Genomic DNA, 15,671 nt, shown 5'->3' with positions numbered 1-15,671 from the left:
CTATTAAATAAGATTCGTGCCCTTAATCCATTCTTCTGTTTTTCTTATTCCTTCCTCCAAACTAACCTGCGGGCTCCAATTAAGGATTTTCTTTGCTTTTTCGTAGTTGCATAACAATTTTGGAATTTCACTTTGAGGATGTATGTGCGCTACATGGCGAATGTTTTGTTTATCGCCTGCGATTAATTCTGCTAAATCATTAACAGAGATATCTCTTCCAAGGCCTGCGTTTATAATTTCACCGTTAGCTTTTTGGGAATAACCAGCCTGCACGACGAAATTGGCACAATCCTCTACATATAAAAGATCACGGGTTTGAGTGCCATCACCATATATATGCAGCTTTTTGCCGTCCAATTTATTTTTTATAAAAATAGCGACTACTCCGCCTTCACCACCTGTTTTCTGGAAAGGCCCATACGTATTAAACGGACGTATAACCACCGCTGGGAGACCATACGCGTGATAATAAGAGAGCACCATGTTTTCAGCTGCGATCTTTGCTCCTGCATAAGGAGAAGCGGGTTTAATAGGATCTGTTTCTTTGATGCCTTCAGCAAATGCAGCTCGGTCGTACACCATACAGGTACTCATGAAAACAACTTTCACATTATGCTTTTTACATAATTCTAAAATGTTAAAAGTACCGATTGTGTCATTTGCAAATGTGGTTTTCGGATCGTCAATGCTGTCTTGTACGTTTATGCTTGCACCCAAATGATAGCAAATGTCAAATTGTTTCAAGAAAAGATCTTCTAATGTGTTTAAATCCTTTATATCTCCATTAATAAACTCGATAAAACCCGGGGCGTTTTTCAGCTCTTCGAGATTTTCTAAACGCCCATTCGATAAATCATCCAGCACCCATACTTGATGACCGTCTTCTAATAACTTTTTCACAACCCATCTGCCAATAAAACCTGCTCCGCCGGTAACGAGAATATTCATGCCCATCTTCCTTCCTAGATTAAATTAGTTTTTGCGATTGTAATAATGTAAGGACTTCTCCTTTTGAAATTTGCTCCTGATCATTTGAACTATAGGTTCCTTCAGCTGCTTTTTTTGCTTGAGTATAATGATTTCTTTTCCCAAATGTTGAAGGGATCACAAACATTTCAGGCAGCTCAAAAGCCATTGTCGATTCATCATGCGTCATAAGTTCTTCATACATTTTTTCTCCGGGCCGCAGCCCGATTTCTTGTATTTCAATTTCATTAATATTCAAATTGTGTTTTTTGCATGTTTCTTCAACAACGACTGACACTAAGTCGCTCAGTGAGATAACCGGCATTTTTAATATGAAAATTTCTCCGCCCTGAGATTCTTTAAGCGCACTAATTAATAATGACGTCGCCTGATCCAGTGTCATCATAAAGCGGTTCATGTTTAAATCCGTAACAGTCACTTTTTTTTGCTTTAAGATTTGTTCTGTAAACAAGGGAACTACGGAACCCCTTGAACCAATTACATTTCCAAACCGAACACAAGAAAAAACCGTCTCGGCTTTTCCCTTGCTGTACTCTGCTGCGGAAATTAACCTTTCAGCTGTGAGTTTTGTTGCTCCATATGCATTCGTTGGTGATATTGCCTTATCTGAACTTGTAAAAACGACTTTTTTCACGTTTTGGGCAACGGCTGCTTTAATGACATTATTGGTTCCTATAATATTTGTCAGGACCGCTTCATAGGGATTGTATTCGCAAGCGGGAACATGCTTCATGGCAGCAGTATGGAAGACGTAGTCAATGCTGTCCATTGCATTTAACACCCGGTCATAATCTCGCACATCTCCTATTAAAAATCTAATATCCTTTCTGGGCCCGATTTCGTTTTCTAGCATAAATTGTTTATATTCATCCCTGCTGAATATTCGAACAACCTTTGGTTGGTCCTTAAGAATTTGTTTTAGTAGGCTTTTTCCAATCGTACCTGTTCCGCCAATTATGAGTATTTTTTTATCTTTGAAAAACACAAGTAACCCACTTCCTTTTTCTTGAATGGATAAAACAATGTCGGTTATTGGAGTATATGCTTGTTAGATAACTCTGTGTTTGCTCTAGCCTATTTGGATTCAACTATTATTTTGTCAATGGTGCGGCAGTAACAGTAGATCCTGTCGGCCGGAGAAAACAGTCTTTCTCTTAAGAATGAAATGGAGAGATTGCAGGGGAGAAACATCCTGATTGGAGAGCGTGTCATGGAGGAATGGCGATAACGCAGAGATACATAATAAAAAGGCATGAGCCCGGTTCATTCAATACCAAACTCATGCCTTTGCTATTTGTGTCTATCTTTTTGAATCTCTATTCGAACACCGGATCATCCTCATAATAGTAAGAATCCGGATCTTCATACGTATTGGTGTTTTCAAAAGCGGCAATGCCGATGATCACCAGCATGAAAATGACTAAAATGATCCCGATCAGGCCAGTGACAATACTGGATGCTGCGTAAAACAGCTGCATTTTAATAAATTTCCCGTAATTCTCAAGCATGCTTTCGCCAGCTGTGCCGGTAAGATTTCCTTCAGCTTCCGCGGCTGCTTTTGCTGAACGCATCAGAAAGACGCCTGAAATAATCAGCAGTACGCCCGGAATGGCGCCGATCACTGTCATCAAAGCAGACAGAGTGAGCAGCGAGCCCATAATGATCAGCAAAATGCCTGAAATTTTGCCCCACTTGGCAATGTCTGATAGCGACTTGACAGCAGAGGCGCTTAGCTGGCGGCTCTCACTTTCCGCAGGCACAATCTCCTGTTCCGCGGCACTGCTTTCTTCATTATGATGTTCAATCTCGTTTTCATCTTTATCCAGACTAATCATGACAGCTCTCTCCCTAAAATTTTTAAATCATATCTTTTGCCGTCCATTTCGGCAATGCCGGGGAATAGGCCCCATTCTGCAAACCCGTGCTTTTCAAACAGCTTCAGGCTTGGTTTATTATGTCCGAAAATGAAGGCCATAAGTGAGCGGATTCCAAGATTCGGCGCAATGCGAAGCGCTTCTTGGAGCAAATACGATCCGACGCCTTTGCCGCGGCATGCTTCGTCAATGTATATGCTGACTTCCGCTGTTTTATTATAGGCGGGTCTTCCGTAAAATGTTTCAAAGCTGATCCAGGCAGCAACGTTCCCGTTTTCGTCCTCGGCAACATAGAGCGGACGTGCCTCTGTATGCCCCAAAAACCATTCCATCCGGTCTTCAAGTGTTACCGGCTCGGTATCGGCTGTTACCATTCGAGAAGTAATCGTTGAATTATAAATCGCAACAACTGCCTCCAGATCTTTATGTTCAGCAAGACGCAATGTCATGTTCATAAGTATTTGGCACTCCTCTCAAAAAAAATGACATATTTTCGTATCAGTCTGCGCAAACTACATCTAAAAAAGTTTTTTGTATAGGTGTATATATTTTCAGAAAAGTGTTCAGAATGTTGCTGAGGTGATGAAACAATGAGAGAGGAAGAAAAGAAAACTTCTCAAGTCAAAAAACTTCAGCAGTTTTTTCGTAAACGCTGGGTGTTCCCTGCAATTTACTTAGTCAGTGCGGCCGTCATTTTAACAGCTGTCCTTTGGTATCAATCTGTATCAAATGATGATGTAAAGGATCAGTTGGCTGATAACGGCGGAAACTCCGCATATGACAACAACGACGATGCAGTTGAAGTAGGAAAGTCAATGGAAAATGTCGCAATGCCGGTTGTTGATTCTGAAAACGTTTCTGTTGTGAAAAAGTTCTATGAAACCGATGCCGCAAAAGAAGAGAAAGAAGCAGCACTCGTTACCTATAATAACACGTACAGCCTAAGCAAAGGAATTGACTTAGCTGAGAAAGACGGAAAAGATTTCGATGTTTCTGCTTCTCTGAGCGGTACGGTTGTCAAAGCTGAAAAAGATCCAGTGCTGGGATATGTTGTAGAAGTTGAACATGCCGACGGCTTATCAACTGTGTATCAATCTCTTTCTGAAGTAAGTGTTGAGCAAGGTGACAAGGTGAAACAAAACCAAGTGATCGGAAAGTCTGGGAAGAACCTTTACAGCGAAGACAGCGGAAACCACGTGCATTTTGAAATCCGTAAAGACGGAGTCGCTATGAACCCGCTGAACTTTATGGACAAGCCGGTTTCTTCTATTGAAAAAGCAGCAGCTGCTGAAGAAAAAGCTGCAACTGAAGAAACAGAAGAATCCATTCAGCAATCTTCCGAGAAAAAGGATGGATCAACTGAAAAAGGAACAGAAGAAAAATCCGGTGAGAAAAAGGATGATTCAACTGACAAATCTGGTTCCAAAGAAAGCAGCACAACAGAAGACACTGAACAGTCTTAATGAAGAAAACGTCTATCCGTGTGATGGGCGTTTTTTTTGTTACTTTTTGCTTTGTTTCACCGTCTATGTAGTTACACAAAGGCACGTATGTTATAAAGGAGGTTATGGCATGAACCGCCTACTGCTCGCAGTCTGGATCTTTTTTATTCTGCTCTCTGTCTGTACGGAGAGCTTCAGCGGCATGGTCGTATCGCAATCGGTGGCTTTTCATTTTCAGCCGCACCCTGATCTGTCTCAGTTTTTAGACTTGGATTTTACTGAGCTTGCTGTACCTGTAGCGCTTATTCAAAAAATCGGGCACGCGTTTTCCTTCTTTGTGCTGACATATTTGCTGTGGAAACAGCGGGGCAGCATAAAATCAGCTGCAGCCGGCTCGTTTGCGTTTGCTTTTTTCACAGAAGTTCTTCAGCTCTTCTTCAGCAGGAACGGATGTATTCGGGATGTGCTCATCGATACTGTTGGAATTGTATTGTTTTGTGGTTTATATGTGTTGGCGAAGCGGAGAAAACATGAGATGCACGAAAAATTTTAAAGCCGGCTGTCTTGGATTCAGACGCCGGCTTTTGTCTTTTCTAGAAATTTTGATCGGTTGGTTTTTTCGTCAGTTTATTAATGATGGCTTCATAGATCTTCACAATCAAATCGACGAATGGGCGAAGCAGATCTGAAAATCTAAAGAATAGGAACCCGATAATGATGGCGACAACAAGGCTGCCCAATACATCTACCGGATAGTGATGCCCTACCCAAATTCTCGAAAAACCTGTCAAAAGCCCGAAAATAACAAGGGGCCAGCCGATTTTGCGGTTTCTGAAAAGCAACGCAATAGAAATCGCTAACGCACCTGTTGTGTGGTCACTCGGAAATGATGCATCCGCATCATGCGGAATCAGCGTATGCACTGTGTGCGCAACGAACGGGCGCGGTTCGAAATAAACTTGCGTAATCAAAAAGTTGATGACAAGACCCGCAATTCCTGTAAGGCCCGCGTAAAGCACATTTTTTCTGCTTTGCGTGTTCCCGAACAGCCAGATTGCCAATAGGATAAGGGCATAGGCGACAATGGCATATTCCGTTATGAAGACCATAATAGAATCGAGAACCGAATTGTGATGAGATAGTCCATGAATAGCTTTAAAAATTTCGTAATTCAAATAATCACCTTTTACATTTTTAATAATAGACTCATTATACTCATAAAAAGTTTCACATCAAAAAAGACTTTGCTAAAATGCGTGACGCTTGAAGAGAATTCGAAGGGGAGACAGCGTTTCTGGGGGTTTTTTCTATACGTAAAAAAAGAGATCCGGAGTTCCGAATCTCTTCTAAACAATTACAGTGCTTCAGGTCCTTCCTCGCCGGTGCGGATGTTGATCGTATTGCTGATTTCATAGACAAATATTTTTCCGTCACCAGGTGATCCTGTTTTCAGGACCCTTTTAGCGGTCTCAGTCACTTGATCAACAGGAACCTTGCTAACCACGATTTCAATTTTTAAACGTTCATATACATTGCTTTCTATTTTTACCCCACGATAGAGCTCCGTATGTGCTTTTTGAAGGCCGCAGCCGTGAACATTGGAGAAGGTCAGAGAGGTGACCCCGATTTTTCCGAGTTCCTGCTTCAGCTTTTCAAAATTTGCCGGACGCGTTACAATTTCTACCTTGAACATTTGACCGCTCATAGCGTCACTCCTCACATAGAATCTTGATATGCTTTTTCCCCGTGCATCGTTAAGTCAAGCCCAAGTGATTCTTCTTCTTCGGTTGCGCGAAGGGGAAGGAAGAGGCCTACAATTTTAATAATAACGAAAGTGACAATAAATACAAAAACATAAGTGGCGGCGATGGCTACGATTTGTTTCCAGATTAAGCTTGCATCTCCGTAGAATAAGCCGTCCGCACCCGCTGAATTAACAGAGGTTGTCGCGAATAATCCTGTTGCGATTCCGCCCCATGTGCCGCCGATGCCGTGCAGGCCAAAGGCGTCGAGTGCGTCATCGTATCCGAATTTCTTTTTAAGTGAGAATACACCCCAGAAACAAACCGCTCCGCCAATGATGCCGATTATAATGGAAGAGAACGGTGTGACAAATCCGGCAGCCGGCGTAATCGCCACAAGCCCGGCGATTGCGCCGGATACCGCTCCGAGCATCGTCGGTTTTTTGTTAATGATCCATTCTACTAAGATCCAGCCGGCAATCCCAGCTGCTGCGGCAGTGTTTGTGTTGATGAAAGCGTACATGGCCACACCGTCTAAGGTCAGGGCGCTACCGACGTTAAAACCGAACCAGCCGAACCAAATCAAAGCCCCGCCTAAGAACGTATAAATGAGGTTGTGCGGAGAAGACGCTGTGCCGTCTTTCCGTTTGCCGAGCACAATAGCGAGAACAAGGCCTGCCACACCGGAGGAAATATGAACAACGTTGCCGCCGGCGAAATCGAGCGCGCCAAGCTGGCCGATCCAGCCGCCGCCCCATACCCAGTGCGCAACCGGCGTGTAAACCAAAGAAGCCCATAAAACCGAGAATAAAAGAAAAGCGCCGAATCGCATTCGCTCTGCGAAAGCCCCGGAAATAATTGCTGTTGTCAGAACAGCGAACGTCATTTGAAACATCATAAACAATGAGTGGGGAATGGTATCGCTATAATCTCCCGGATCAAATCCAACCCCTTTCAGACCGGCCCACTCTAGTCCGCCAATGATTGAATTGCCTGGTGCGAAGGCAAGTGTATATCCGAACAGCACCCAAACGATGGAAACGATGGCAATGGAAGAGAAACTGTGCATTGCAGTGCTCAGCACATTTTTGCTTTTTACCATTCCTCCATAAAATAACGCTAATCCCGGGGTCATCAGCCACACGAGTAAAGCGCAAAAGAACATAAAAACTGTATCGCCCATTTGCATGTCTCATTCCTCCGTATCTTTCAGAATTATTATATTTCTTCATTATAGAGAAAAAAGAATGATAAAACATTTTCATGTAAGATTTCCTAACATGGTTTTTTAGGGGATGTTATCGAGGGATGTAAAGAATGGAAAACGGCATTTTTTGCGATATAAGACTTTATATCTATAAAAGAAGCTATCCATATGAGCAGAAAAGAGAATTGACAATGATTAGAATGTTTTATACTGTATTAAGTGTACTAACTCAAATAATACACTGGGGGGAGATGTGTTATGAATAAAGGGGGCAGGCTGAGGAGAGCGGTAAGTAAATCGATTCCGGCGACGTTCCGATTGTTTTTAGCCTTTAATTTTTTCGTGTACGGCCTGGCGAAAGTGGTGATAGGCCAGTTTGGCGAAGTGACGCCTGAAATTGAGGCAGCCGCTGAAAAGGGGTTTACCATTGCGTGGACATTTTTCGGTTATTCTCATGTTTACGAACTGTTTATAGGTTTCGGTGAAATCCTTGCAGCTGTTTTATTACTGATTCCGAGAACAGCTGCATTAGGGGCGGTTGTTTTTATGCCGATTATTGTGAACATCGTCTTGATTAACTATTGTTTTAATATTGGTGTGCAGGATCTTAGCACGATATTAATGGTCATGTGTCTCATCCTGCTTTGGGTGGACCGCCGCAAATTCATGGGCATTTTCAGACAGGAGCCGTTAAACGGCGGGCAGGTGATGAAGCGATGACACCCCTTATGATTACAGTGCTTGCCGGTTTGTTCGTATGCACGACCTGTTACTATTACATAAAAGAAAAATCATAAGAAAAGCGCTCCTTCTGAGAATTTCACAACCATACTAAAAGAACTTAGGCAGAGTGAAGAGTAAAATAAGCAATGTGAGAAACACTAACAGCATCAGGAGGAGACGTATGATGAATACACTCAACATTGATTTTCAAAAAACAGCATTGGTTATCATTGATTTGCAAAAAGGAATTGTGCCGATAGATCAAAGCGGACAGGTTGTCCCAAATGCGAAAAAGCTCGTAGATGAATTTCGAAAACATAACGGGTTCATCAGCTTTGTGAATGTAGCCTTTCATGACGGAGCGGATGCGCTGAAGCCGCAAACAGATGAGCCTGCGCAGGGCGGTTCAGGGGAAATGCCTGCGGATTGGGCCGAATTTGTTCCGGAAATTGGTGTGCAGGATGGAGATTACACTGTCACAAAACGGCAGTGGGGTGGATTCTTCGGCACGGATTTAGATTTACAGCTGAGGCGCCGCGGCATTGACACGATTGTATTGTGCGGCATCGCGACGAACATCGGGGTGGAAAGCACAGCACGCGAGGCATTCCAGCTTGGCTATCAGCAGATTTTTATTACAGATGCCATGTCCACGTTCAGCCAGGAAGAGCATGAAGCCACACTGCGCTTTATTTTTCCGAGAATCGGTAAATCGCGGACAACGGAAGAATTTCTAGCGCAAGTGAAATGATGATATCGAAAAAAAGCCGTGCTGTTTTTTTAACAGCGGTGGCTTCGGGAACGATGCTGAATCCGCTGAATTCGTCTATGATTTCTCTTGCGCTCCATAGCATCCAGCATGAGTTTCACCTGTCGTTTACAACGGTTTCCTGGCTGATTTCCTCGTTTTACCTGGCGAGTGCCGTGGCTCAGCCTGTAACGGGAAAGCTCGGCGATTTGATCGGGCGGAAACGCTTGTTTTTATTTGGGCTCATTCTTGTTGCGGTTTCTGCCATCGGGGCACCGTTTGCGCCAACATTTATGACATTATTAATCATGCGGCTGTTTCAATCGGTAGGAAGCAGTGCGATTTATCCGTCGGGAGTCGGGCTGATTCGGAGTCATATTCATGAGCGGCAGGCATCAGCCTTGGCTGTGCTCTCTATTTTTGCGTCTGCCATGACGGCGCTCGGGCCGACAGTCGGCGGTTTTTTGATTGTGTGGGGCGGCTGGCCGGCGATCTTTATCGTCAATTTGCCGTTTATTATCCTCAGCTTCTTATTGGGCATGTATATGTTCCCGAAAGATCAGAAAAAAGGGGCAGGAATCAAAACAATTATCCGGCAGCTCGACATTCTTGGCATTGTTTTATTTGCCGGAGGAATCATTTTGCTTCTATCCTTTCTGCTTTCGTTCAGCACGTCGCCGCATGCGGTTGAGGGTGTGCTTGGGGTGCTTCTGCTCGGTGCCTTTGTCTGGCGTGAGCTGAAAACGGATAAACCGTTCATTGATGTCCGTCTGTTTAAAACGCAGCGAAACCTGTCAGCCGTATATGTTCAGTTTATTTTACTGAATGTTTTCTTCTATTGTTTATTTTTTGGGCTGCCGAGTTATTTTCAAGACGAAATGCATCTTTCTGTTCAAATGAGCGGTCTGTTTATGCTGTTTATGTCAGGGATGAGCATTGTTGTGTCACCTATTACGGGCAAATGGATCGACCGATCAGGCGTCGTCAAGCCGATCTTTGCGGGCGCGCTTTTGATGACGGCTGGAGCGGTGCTCTTAACCATCTTTTTTATCAACGCTCAGGTCATCGGGAAAGGCTTTATACTATCAATCTTGGGTATAGGGTACGGACTTGGAAATGTCGCGCTGCAGGCAGCAATGCTCAAAACGAGTCCTTCTAACATGGTAGGGACGACTTCAGGGCTGTTTCAAACCTGCCGTTACTTAGGGTCGATTTTGTCTTCGGTGATCCTTGGTCTTCTTTTTGGAAAGGAAATCACGGCAGCCCATTTTGATATGATGGGAATCATCATGATCATAGCGGGCGGAGCGAGCCTGTTTATGGCTGTGAGATTTGCTGCATTAATGAAAACTGCATCATGAGAAAAAGAGACAGACACTGCGTCTGTCTCTTTTTCTTGTTTAGACTGTTCAAATAGAAACGGGAAAATTGTATATCATAGCCAATGTTATTGTCTGACTTTTCAGTTATATTAAGTGACATCGAATGTCAGAAAACTGAACATATGACAATATTGAAAGGGGAGCCGGCTATGAAACTAAAAGAGAGCCAGCATCAATCCAACAAACTGAGCAATGAAGATCTGCTGCCTTTAGGACAGGAAAAACGGACATGGAAAGCAATGAACTTTGCCTCTATTTGGATGGGATGTATACATAATATACCGACCTACGCGACGGTGGGCGGGTTAATTGCGATCGGTCTTTCGCCTTGGCAGGTGCTGGCGATCATTATTACGGCATCGCTTATCTTATTTGGCGCACTGGCCTTAAACGGCCATGCGGGGACAAAATACGGGCTGCCGTTTCCTGTGATTATCCGGGCTTCTTACGGAATATACGGCGCGAATATCCCTGCGCTTCTAAGGGCGTTTACAGCGATCATGTGGCTTGGCATTCAGACCTTTGCGGGAAGCACGGCGCTGAACATTTTGCTTTTGAATATATGGCCGGGCTGGGGAGAAATTGGCGGCGGATGGAACATTCTCGGCATTCACTTGTCAGGTTTGCTTTCTTTTATATTCTTTTGGGCCATTCATTTACTCGTATTGCATCACGGCATGGAATCGATTAAGCGTTTTGAGGTGTGGGCAGGTCCTTTAGTGTATGTCGTCTTTGGCGGCATGGTATGGTGGGCCGTCGATATTGCCGGAGGGTTGGGGCCAATTTATTCTCAGCCAGGAAAGTTCCATACATTTTCAGAAACATTCTGGCCGTTTGCTGCCGGGGTTACCGGTATCATCGGCATCTGGGCGACATTGATCTTAAATATCCCTGATTTCACACGGTTTGCTGAAACGCAAAAAGAGCAAATCAAAGGGCAATTTTACGGTTTGCCGGGAACCTTCGCGCTGTTTGCGTTTGCCAGTATTACTGTGACTTCCGGTTCACAGGTCGCTTTCGGCGAGCCGATTTGGGATGTTGTCGATATTTTGGCGAGGTTTGATAACCCTTATGTCATCGTATTGTCCGTGATTACGCTCTGCATCGCCACGATCTCTGTAAACGTCGCCGCGAACATCGTATCGCCCGCTTATGATATAGCGAATGCCCTGCCGAAATATATTAATTTCAAACGCGGCAGTTTTATCACTGCGTTGCTCGCTTTATTTACGGTTCCGTGGAAGCTGATGGAGAGCGCGACAAGCGTATATGCGTTTCTCGGCTTAATTGGAGGCATGCTTGGTCCGGTGGCAGGCGTGATGATGGCTGATTACTTTATCATTCGCAAACGGGAGCTCTCGGTAGATGACCTGTATTCCGAAACAGGGCGTTATGTGTATTTTAAAGGCTATAATTACCGTGCATTTGCAGCCACGATTTTGGGTGCGCTGGTCTCGCTGATTGGCATGTATGTTCCTGCATTGAAAAGCTTATACGATATTTCCTGGTTTGTCGGTGTGCTGATTTCATTTCTTTTCTATATTGTTCTGATGCGTGTTCACCCTCCGGCTTCATCGGTGATTGAGACGTTTGAATCTGAGCAGGTTCGCCAGGCTGAATAAGATCTATCTCACGGTATATTTTCATATTTTTGAAATGGTTTTCCATAAATAGAACATTTATAATTGTTTTAGAAATTATTCTAAAACGAAATGGGAATCGAATATGAGAAAATTGTATTTTATTCTTTTGGCAGGTGTGTTAACGTCCGTCATCCTTGCCTTTGTTTTTGATAAGACAAAAGCGAATGAGGAAGAGCAAGGGAACTGCATCTATGTTTCGCCAGAGGGCAGTGATCAAAATGAAGGCACGAAAGATAAGCCGTTTCGTACACTGGCACATGCTTCAGAGGAGGCTGCCGCCGGCACAACCGTCATGATTCGGGAAGGCACGTATCATGAAACCCTTGAGGTAAAGCACAGCGGTACGGACGGAAAGCCTATCACGTTCCGAAACTATGAAAATGAAAAAGTCGTGATTAGCGGAGGATCCGTTGCGGACGCAGAATATGAGACACCGCTCATTCATATTCACGATAAACATGACATTGCCATCAGCGGTTTAACGATTCAAGATCTTACTGTTTCATCTGAGGAAGCAACTGCTATGGGGATTTATGTATCAGGCTCCAGCAGTCATATTGCCATTAAGAACAATCATGTCCGGGATATTAAGACAACAGCAGATGAAGGAAATGCCCACGGAATCGCAGTCTATGGAACTGGCAGCATGAAAGACATTCAAATCAAGGACAATACGGTTGAGAATCTGACGCTTGGAGCGAGTGAAGCGGTTGTGCTAAACGGAAATATTGACGGCTTCACCGTTGCGGGCAATGTGGTCCGCAACAATAACAACATCGGGATTGACCTTATCGGTTATGAGGGAACCGCGGACAAAAATGATTACGTGCGAAACGGAGTCGTAGAAAACAATACGGTTTATCAAAACTCGACTTACGGAAATCCTGCTTATGGAGATGATTACTCAGCGGGCGGGATTTATGTCGATGGCGGACACAGCATCGAGATTAAGAAAAACACAGTTTACGATAACGATATTGGGATTGAAGCAACGTCTGAACACAAAGGGAAATATGCAAATGATATTCAGATAACAGACAACAAAGTATACAACAATGCCTACACCGGTATTTCAATCGGAGGATACGACAAAAAGCGGGGCGGCACCAGCAATTCTCTGATTGCACACAACATTATGTACCGGAATGACACAAAGGGGCTGTATGGCGGACAGCTGCTGCTGCAGTACGATACGAAAAACAACACAATCGAAAAGAATATTTTGACGGCCAGTGATTCCAGATTATTTATCGGAAACGATTTTACTGCAAATGAAGGCAATACAGTCAATCATAACGTGTACCATAAGGAAGCGGATCAAGACGGTATATGGATGTGGAAAAAGAATGAATACGATTCATTTTCGTCGTATCGAAAAGCAACAAATAACGATCAGCAATCCATTTATGCCGATCCGATGTATCATGATGAAGATTCCTATGACTTTACGTTAGATCCTGATTCACCTGCGCGGCCGGTCATTGAATAATTGCCATAAGCGGCGTTCTCTAAGAGAGCGCCGTTTTTTAAATGAAAAAAAGACTGCCGGCAAATCCCGACAGTCTAAAATTTATTCTGCAATAGACACTTTTCCTTCAGCCTCAGCAGGTTTTTTCTGGCTCCACGCATAGAGAAGCAGAGCAATCAGAACGAACAGCCCCGCTGATAAATAAATGGCAGAGAAGCCGGCAGATGCTACAAACAATCCGAATACATACGACCCTACAGCAATTCCGCTGTCAAAGAAGGTAAAGAACGTTGCCGTCGCAAAACCTGAGCGGTGAGACGGAGATTTCTGGATCGCCAATGTTTGCATACAAGGAACGATTGATCCGTATCCGAGACCGATAACCGCTCCTGAAAGCAGAAGCATCAAGCCGCTATGTGTGAAGGACAGCATGCAGAGCCCCACTGAGAAAATCAAGATTGATGGGTAAATGACAATGCCCGGTCCGACTTTGTCGAACAATTTTCCTGTGAATGGGCGTGCAATCATCATTGTCACCGCAAAGCAAACAAAGAAATATCCGCTAATATTCGAAAGATCAACTGATTTGGCGAATACAGACAAATACGCTGTGACAGTTGAATAACAGAAAGAAATAAATAAACCGACCGTCGCAATCTTAAGTGCGCCTTTTTCAAACATATCCGAGAACGAAAAACGAAATACAGTTGTGCCGCTGTCTTGGTTTTGAGGCACCTTTATCAAGAACGAAACAAGTAAGCCTGCAACCATAAACAGCGCAAAGGCTGTAAAGAATACAGAGAAGCTTACGACCTTCATCAAATTCAGTCCAAGGAAAGGCCCGATTGCCATGGCGAGGTTCATAGACATGGCAAAGTATCCAAGCCCTTCACCGCGGCGTTTGGCTGGAATAATGTCCGCTGCAATTGCACCTGTTACAGTCGTTAAAATGCTGAACCAAATCCCTTGGAAGAACCGCAAGCCAAGCAGTAAGTAAAAGTTATGAATGGGCATATACAGAAAAGATGAAAGGGCGAATAACGCCATTGATACAATCGCCATTCTTTTCTTACCGAAACGCTCAACGATGGCTCCGGAGAAAGGCCGTGTAATGATTGCTGACAGAAGGAACAGGCTGATTAAAAGCCCGCCTTGTGATTCTGTGCCGCCAAGCTCTTGAAGCGTATAGATCGGCAGTACAGTTAAAAATGTATAAAAGAACACAAACACAAATAAATTGACAAGCAGGACCATAATAAAATCCTTGGTCCATATCGCATCCGCTTTTTTCAAATGTATGTCACTTCCTTATTTTCATTGTTGTAAAAACATGCGAAATAAATGAGAAAAAGCTTCCTTATCTTCATCCCGGAAATCTGCAAGCAGTTCTTCCTCGAATTTCAGCATTTTCACATTGATTTCTTCGTATTTTTTCTCGGCTTCTTTTGTGAGGACAACAAGTTTTTCCCGTTTGTCTTCACCTTGCCGTCTCTGAACCCAGCCGTTTTCCTCCAGGCGTTTGATCGTCCGTGTTACAGTCGGCGCTTCCACATTTAAATAGGACCAAATCTCTTTTTGAGTCATTGGTCCGATCGTACGCAAACAATATAAAACTGACCATTGAGATGAATAAAGGCCGAATGGCTCCAGCTGTTCATTGGCTTTCTTGGCAATCAGGCGGGCGCTTTGGTTGATTTGATGAATGAGGTGTCTGTTGACGTAGGTCATTTCGGTCTCCTTCTAAAAAACTTACCTAAGTAACTAATTGCTTTTTTTATTTTACAGGAGCGCTGAATGGATGTAAAGATAAAAATTTAGTGACGCGAAATAGTTTGCCGAAGCTGAAAAAGTTCGTTTCACCCCTTGTCCTTATTGAGTTTTTAGCATATTCCCAAAAGAATGCTAATACACTGTTACAAACCTAACAAAGAGAGTGTTTGAGGTGAGGGATCGTGGGCACATTTCACAAACTTACTTTTAAAACCATACAACGAAGAAGCGGCATAATGAATGACTCTTTACAGAATACGGATCTCATTTCACACTTCTCACATCCATTTTAGGGAGGTCGAGTGGTGTGCACGATTACATCAAAGAGCGAACAATCAAGATAGGGAAGTACATCGTGGAGACAAAGAAAACCGTTCGTGTCATTGCGAAGGAATTTGGTGTTTCCAAAAGTACAGTACACAAGGATTTAACAGAGCGTCTGCCTGAAATTAACCCTGACTTGGCAAACGAAGTGAAAGAAATACTCGATTATCATAAATCCATCAGGCATTTAAGAGGAGGAGAAGCGACAAAACTCAAATATAAAAAAGATGAAATTCTCGAAGGAGAGCCTGTTCAGCAATCATAATCACCTGCTATCATCAGCTGGCATTGTCTTCTTGAAATCGTTCATAAAACATCCGCAAAAAATTGTAAAGAACTTAATGCGCTTCCAACTTTTTTT

General features: G+C 43.6%; 18 protein-coding genes. 9 read left to right on the top strand and 9 right to left on the bottom strand.

Features of this window, described 5'->3' with window-relative positions:
• Window positions 1-3: 3 nt before the first annotated feature.
• The 4 genes from BSI_RS19090 to BSI_RS19105 all read right to left on the bottom strand — a co-directional run bounded on the left by BSI_RS19090 (window position 4) and on the right by BSI_RS19105 (window position 3,310).
• A complete protein-coding gene (locus tag BSI_RS19090; RefSeq protein ID WP_003235700.1) occupies window positions 4-948 on the bottom strand; it encodes a dTDP-glucose 4,6-dehydratase in 945 nt (314 codons plus the stop codon).
• Window positions 949-967: 19 nt separating this feature from the next.
• Window positions 968-1,972 carry an SDR family NAD(P)-dependent oxidoreductase gene (locus BSI_RS19095; RefSeq protein ID WP_003235698.1) on the bottom strand — a complete coding sequence of 335 codons (1,005 nt, stop codon included), beginning with the start codon at window positions 1,970-1,972 and terminating at the stop codon, window positions 968-970.
• A 331-nt stretch (window positions 1,973-2,303) separates the two neighbouring features.
• A complete protein-coding gene (locus BSI_RS19100; RefSeq protein WP_003235696.1) occupies window positions 2,304-2,822 on the bottom strand; it encodes a DUF5362 family protein in 519 nt (172 codons plus the stop codon).
• Window positions 2,819-3,310 (bottom strand): GNAT family N-acetyltransferase, encoded by a 492-nt coding sequence (locus tag BSI_RS19105; RefSeq protein WP_080030786.1) that lies wholly within the window; start codon window positions 3,308-3,310, stop codon window positions 2,819-2,821. The genes BSI_RS19100 and BSI_RS19105 overlap by 4 nt, the downstream gene beginning before the upstream one ends.
• Before the next feature lie 141 nt (window positions 3,311-3,451).
• Between BSI_RS19105 and spoIIQ the strand changes: the two genes are divergently transcribed.
• Together spoIIQ and BSI_RS19115 are read left to right on the top strand one after the other, a co-directional pair.
• Window positions 3,452-4,324 (top strand): stage II sporulation protein SpoIIQ, encoded by an 873-nt coding sequence (spoIIQ, locus tag BSI_RS19110; protein ID WP_003235692.1) that lies wholly within the window; start codon window positions 3,452-3,454, stop codon window positions 4,322-4,324.
• 109 nt (window positions 4,325-4,433) lie between these two features.
• Window positions 4,434-4,856: a VanZ family protein gene (locus tag BSI_RS19115; protein WP_003235690.1), complete on the top strand. Its 423-nt coding sequence runs from the start codon at window positions 4,434-4,436 to the stop codon at window positions 4,854-4,856.
• A 40-nt stretch (window positions 4,857-4,896) separates the two neighbouring features.
• On the opposite strand, the gene bcrC is transcribed toward BSI_RS19115, so the two are convergent.
• The 3 genes from bcrC to amtB form a co-directional block, all read right to left on the bottom strand.
• Window positions 4,897-5,478 carry an undecaprenyl-diphosphate phosphatase BcrC gene (gene bcrC, locus BSI_RS19120; protein WP_032731668.1) on the bottom strand — a complete coding sequence of 194 codons (582 nt, stop codon included), beginning with the start codon at window positions 5,476-5,478 and terminating at the stop codon, window positions 4,897-4,899.
• A gap of 179 nt (window positions 5,479-5,657) precedes the next feature.
• Window positions 5,658-6,008 carry a P-II family nitrogen regulator gene (locus BSI_RS19125; protein WP_003221829.1) on the bottom strand — a complete coding sequence of 117 codons (351 nt, stop codon included), beginning with the start codon at window positions 6,006-6,008 and terminating at the stop codon, window positions 5,658-5,660.
• 11 nt (window positions 6,009-6,019) lie between these two features.
• Window positions 6,020-7,234, bottom strand: a complete 1,215-nt coding sequence (gene amtB / locus BSI_RS19130; RefSeq protein ID WP_003235687.1) for an ammonium transporter AmtB — start codon at window positions 7,232-7,234, stop codon at window positions 6,020-6,022.
• A gap of 276 nt (window positions 7,235-7,510) precedes the next feature.
• Between amtB and BSI_RS19135 the strand changes: the two genes are divergently transcribed.
• The 5 genes from BSI_RS19135 (at window position 7,511) to BSI_RS19155 (ending at window position 13,237) form a co-directional block, all read left to right on the top strand.
• Complete coding sequence (locus BSI_RS19135) at window positions 7,511-7,972, top strand: hypothetical protein (RefSeq protein ID WP_003235685.1); 462 nt, start codon at window positions 7,511-7,513, stop codon at window positions 7,970-7,972.
• Between the two features lie 184 nt (window positions 7,973-8,156).
• Entirely contained in the window at window positions 8,157-8,726 is a 570-nt protein-coding gene (locus BSI_RS19140; protein ID WP_003235682.1) for an isochorismatase family protein, read from the top strand.
• A complete protein-coding gene (locus tag BSI_RS19145; protein WP_003235680.1) occupies window positions 8,726-10,084 on the top strand; it encodes an MFS transporter in 1,359 nt (452 codons plus the stop codon). Before BSI_RS19140 ends, BSI_RS19145 begins: the two co-directional genes overlap by 1 nt.
• 170 nt (window positions 10,085-10,254) lie before the next feature.
• Window positions 10,255-11,727 carry an allantoin permease gene (pucI, locus tag BSI_RS19150; RefSeq protein ID WP_003235679.1) on the top strand — a complete coding sequence of 491 codons (1,473 nt, stop codon included), beginning with the start codon at window positions 10,255-10,257 and terminating at the stop codon, window positions 11,725-11,727.
• A 103-nt stretch (window positions 11,728-11,830) separates the two neighbouring features.
• On the top strand, window positions 11,831-13,237 hold the full coding sequence (locus tag BSI_RS19155) for a right-handed parallel beta-helix repeat-containing protein (protein WP_003235677.1): 1,407 nt from the start codon (window positions 11,831-11,833) through the stop codon (window positions 13,235-13,237).
• Between the two features lie 81 nt (window positions 13,238-13,318).
• On the opposite strand, the gene BSI_RS19160 is transcribed toward BSI_RS19155, so the two are convergent.
• Complete coding sequence (locus tag BSI_RS19160; RefSeq protein ID WP_003235675.1) at window positions 13,319-14,509, bottom strand: MFS transporter; 1,191 nt, start codon at window positions 14,507-14,509, stop codon at window positions 13,319-13,321.
• A 21-nt stretch (window positions 14,510-14,530) separates the two neighbouring features.
• The gene (locus BSI_RS19165; protein WP_003235672.1) at window positions 14,531-14,944 is read right to left on the bottom strand and encodes a MarR family winged helix-turn-helix transcriptional regulator; all 414 of its coding nucleotides are present in this window, start codon (window positions 14,942-14,944) and stop codon (window positions 14,531-14,533) included.
• Window positions 14,945-15,168: 224 nt separating this feature from the next.
• On the opposite strand from BSI_RS19165, the gene BSI_RS21920 reads away from it, so the two are divergent.
• Together BSI_RS21920 and spoIIID are read left to right on the top strand one after the other, a co-directional pair.
• Window positions 15,169-15,279, top strand: coding sequence for a protein usd (locus tag BSI_RS21920; protein WP_080010888.1), 111 nt, complete (start codon window positions 15,169-15,171; stop codon window positions 15,277-15,279).
• A 14-nt stretch (window positions 15,280-15,293) separates the two neighbouring features.
• Window positions 15,294-15,575, top strand: a complete 282-nt coding sequence (spoIIID, locus tag BSI_RS19170; RefSeq protein ID WP_003221804.1) for a sporulation transcriptional regulator SpoIIID — start codon at window positions 15,294-15,296, stop codon at window positions 15,573-15,575.
• Window positions 15,576-15,671: the final 96 nt, after the last annotated feature.

Origin of the sequence: Bacillus inaquosorum KCTC 13429, assembly GCF_000332645.1 — a bacterium.
Taxonomy (GTDB): domain Bacteria; phylum Bacillota; class Bacilli; order Bacillales; family Bacillaceae; genus Bacillus; species Bacillus inaquosorum.
Note: the sequence above shows the minus strand (reverse complement) of the source record. Positions and strands in the feature narration are given on the sequence as shown.

Bases quoted from the DNA above. Each gene is read 5' to 3' on its own strand.
- spoIIQ (WP_003235692.1), top strand. From the start codon at position 3,452: ATGAGAGAGGAAGAAAAGAAAACTTCTCAAGTCAAAAAACTTCAGCAG.
- pucI (WP_003235679.1), top strand. From the start codon at position 10,255: ATGAAACTAAAAGAGAGCCAGCATCAATCCAACAAACTGAGCAATGAA.
- BSI_RS19105 (WP_080030786.1), bottom strand. From the start codon at position 3,310: ATGACATTGCGTCTTGCTGAACATAAAGATCTGGAGGCAGTTGTTGCG.
- BSI_RS19155 (WP_003235677.1), top strand. From the start codon at position 11,831: ATGAGAAAATTGTATTTTATTCTTTTGGCAGGTGTGTTAACGTCCGTC.
- BSI_RS19125 (WP_003221829.1), bottom strand. From the start codon at position 6,008: ATGAGCGGTCAAATGTTCAAGGTAGAAATTGTAACGCGTCCGGCAAAT.
- BSI_RS19145 (WP_003235680.1), top strand. From the start codon at position 8,726: ATGATATCGAAAAAAAGCCGTGCTGTTTTTTTAACAGCGGTGGCTTCG.
- amtB (WP_003235687.1), bottom strand. From the start codon at position 7,234: ATGCAAATGGGCGATACAGTTTTTATGTTCTTTTGCGCTTTACTCGTG.
- BSI_RS19135 (WP_003235685.1), top strand. From the start codon at position 7,511: ATGAATAAAGGGGGCAGGCTGAGGAGAGCGGTAAGTAAATCGATTCCG.
- BSI_RS19090 (WP_003235700.1), bottom strand. From the start codon at position 948: ATGAATATTCTCGTTACCGGCGGAGCAGGTTTTATTGGCAGATGGGTT.
- BSI_RS19165 (WP_003235672.1), bottom strand. From the start codon at position 14,944: ATGACCTACGTCAACAGACACCTCATTCATCAAATCAACCAAAGCGCC.
- BSI_RS19140 (WP_003235682.1), top strand. From the start codon at position 8,157: ATGATGAATACACTCAACATTGATTTTCAAAAAACAGCATTGGTTATC.
- BSI_RS19100 (WP_003235696.1), bottom strand. From the start codon at position 2,822: ATGATTAGTCTGGATAAAGATGAAAACGAGATTGAACATCATAATGAA.
- BSI_RS19115 (WP_003235690.1), top strand. From the start codon at position 4,434: ATGAACCGCCTACTGCTCGCAGTCTGGATCTTTTTTATTCTGCTCTCT.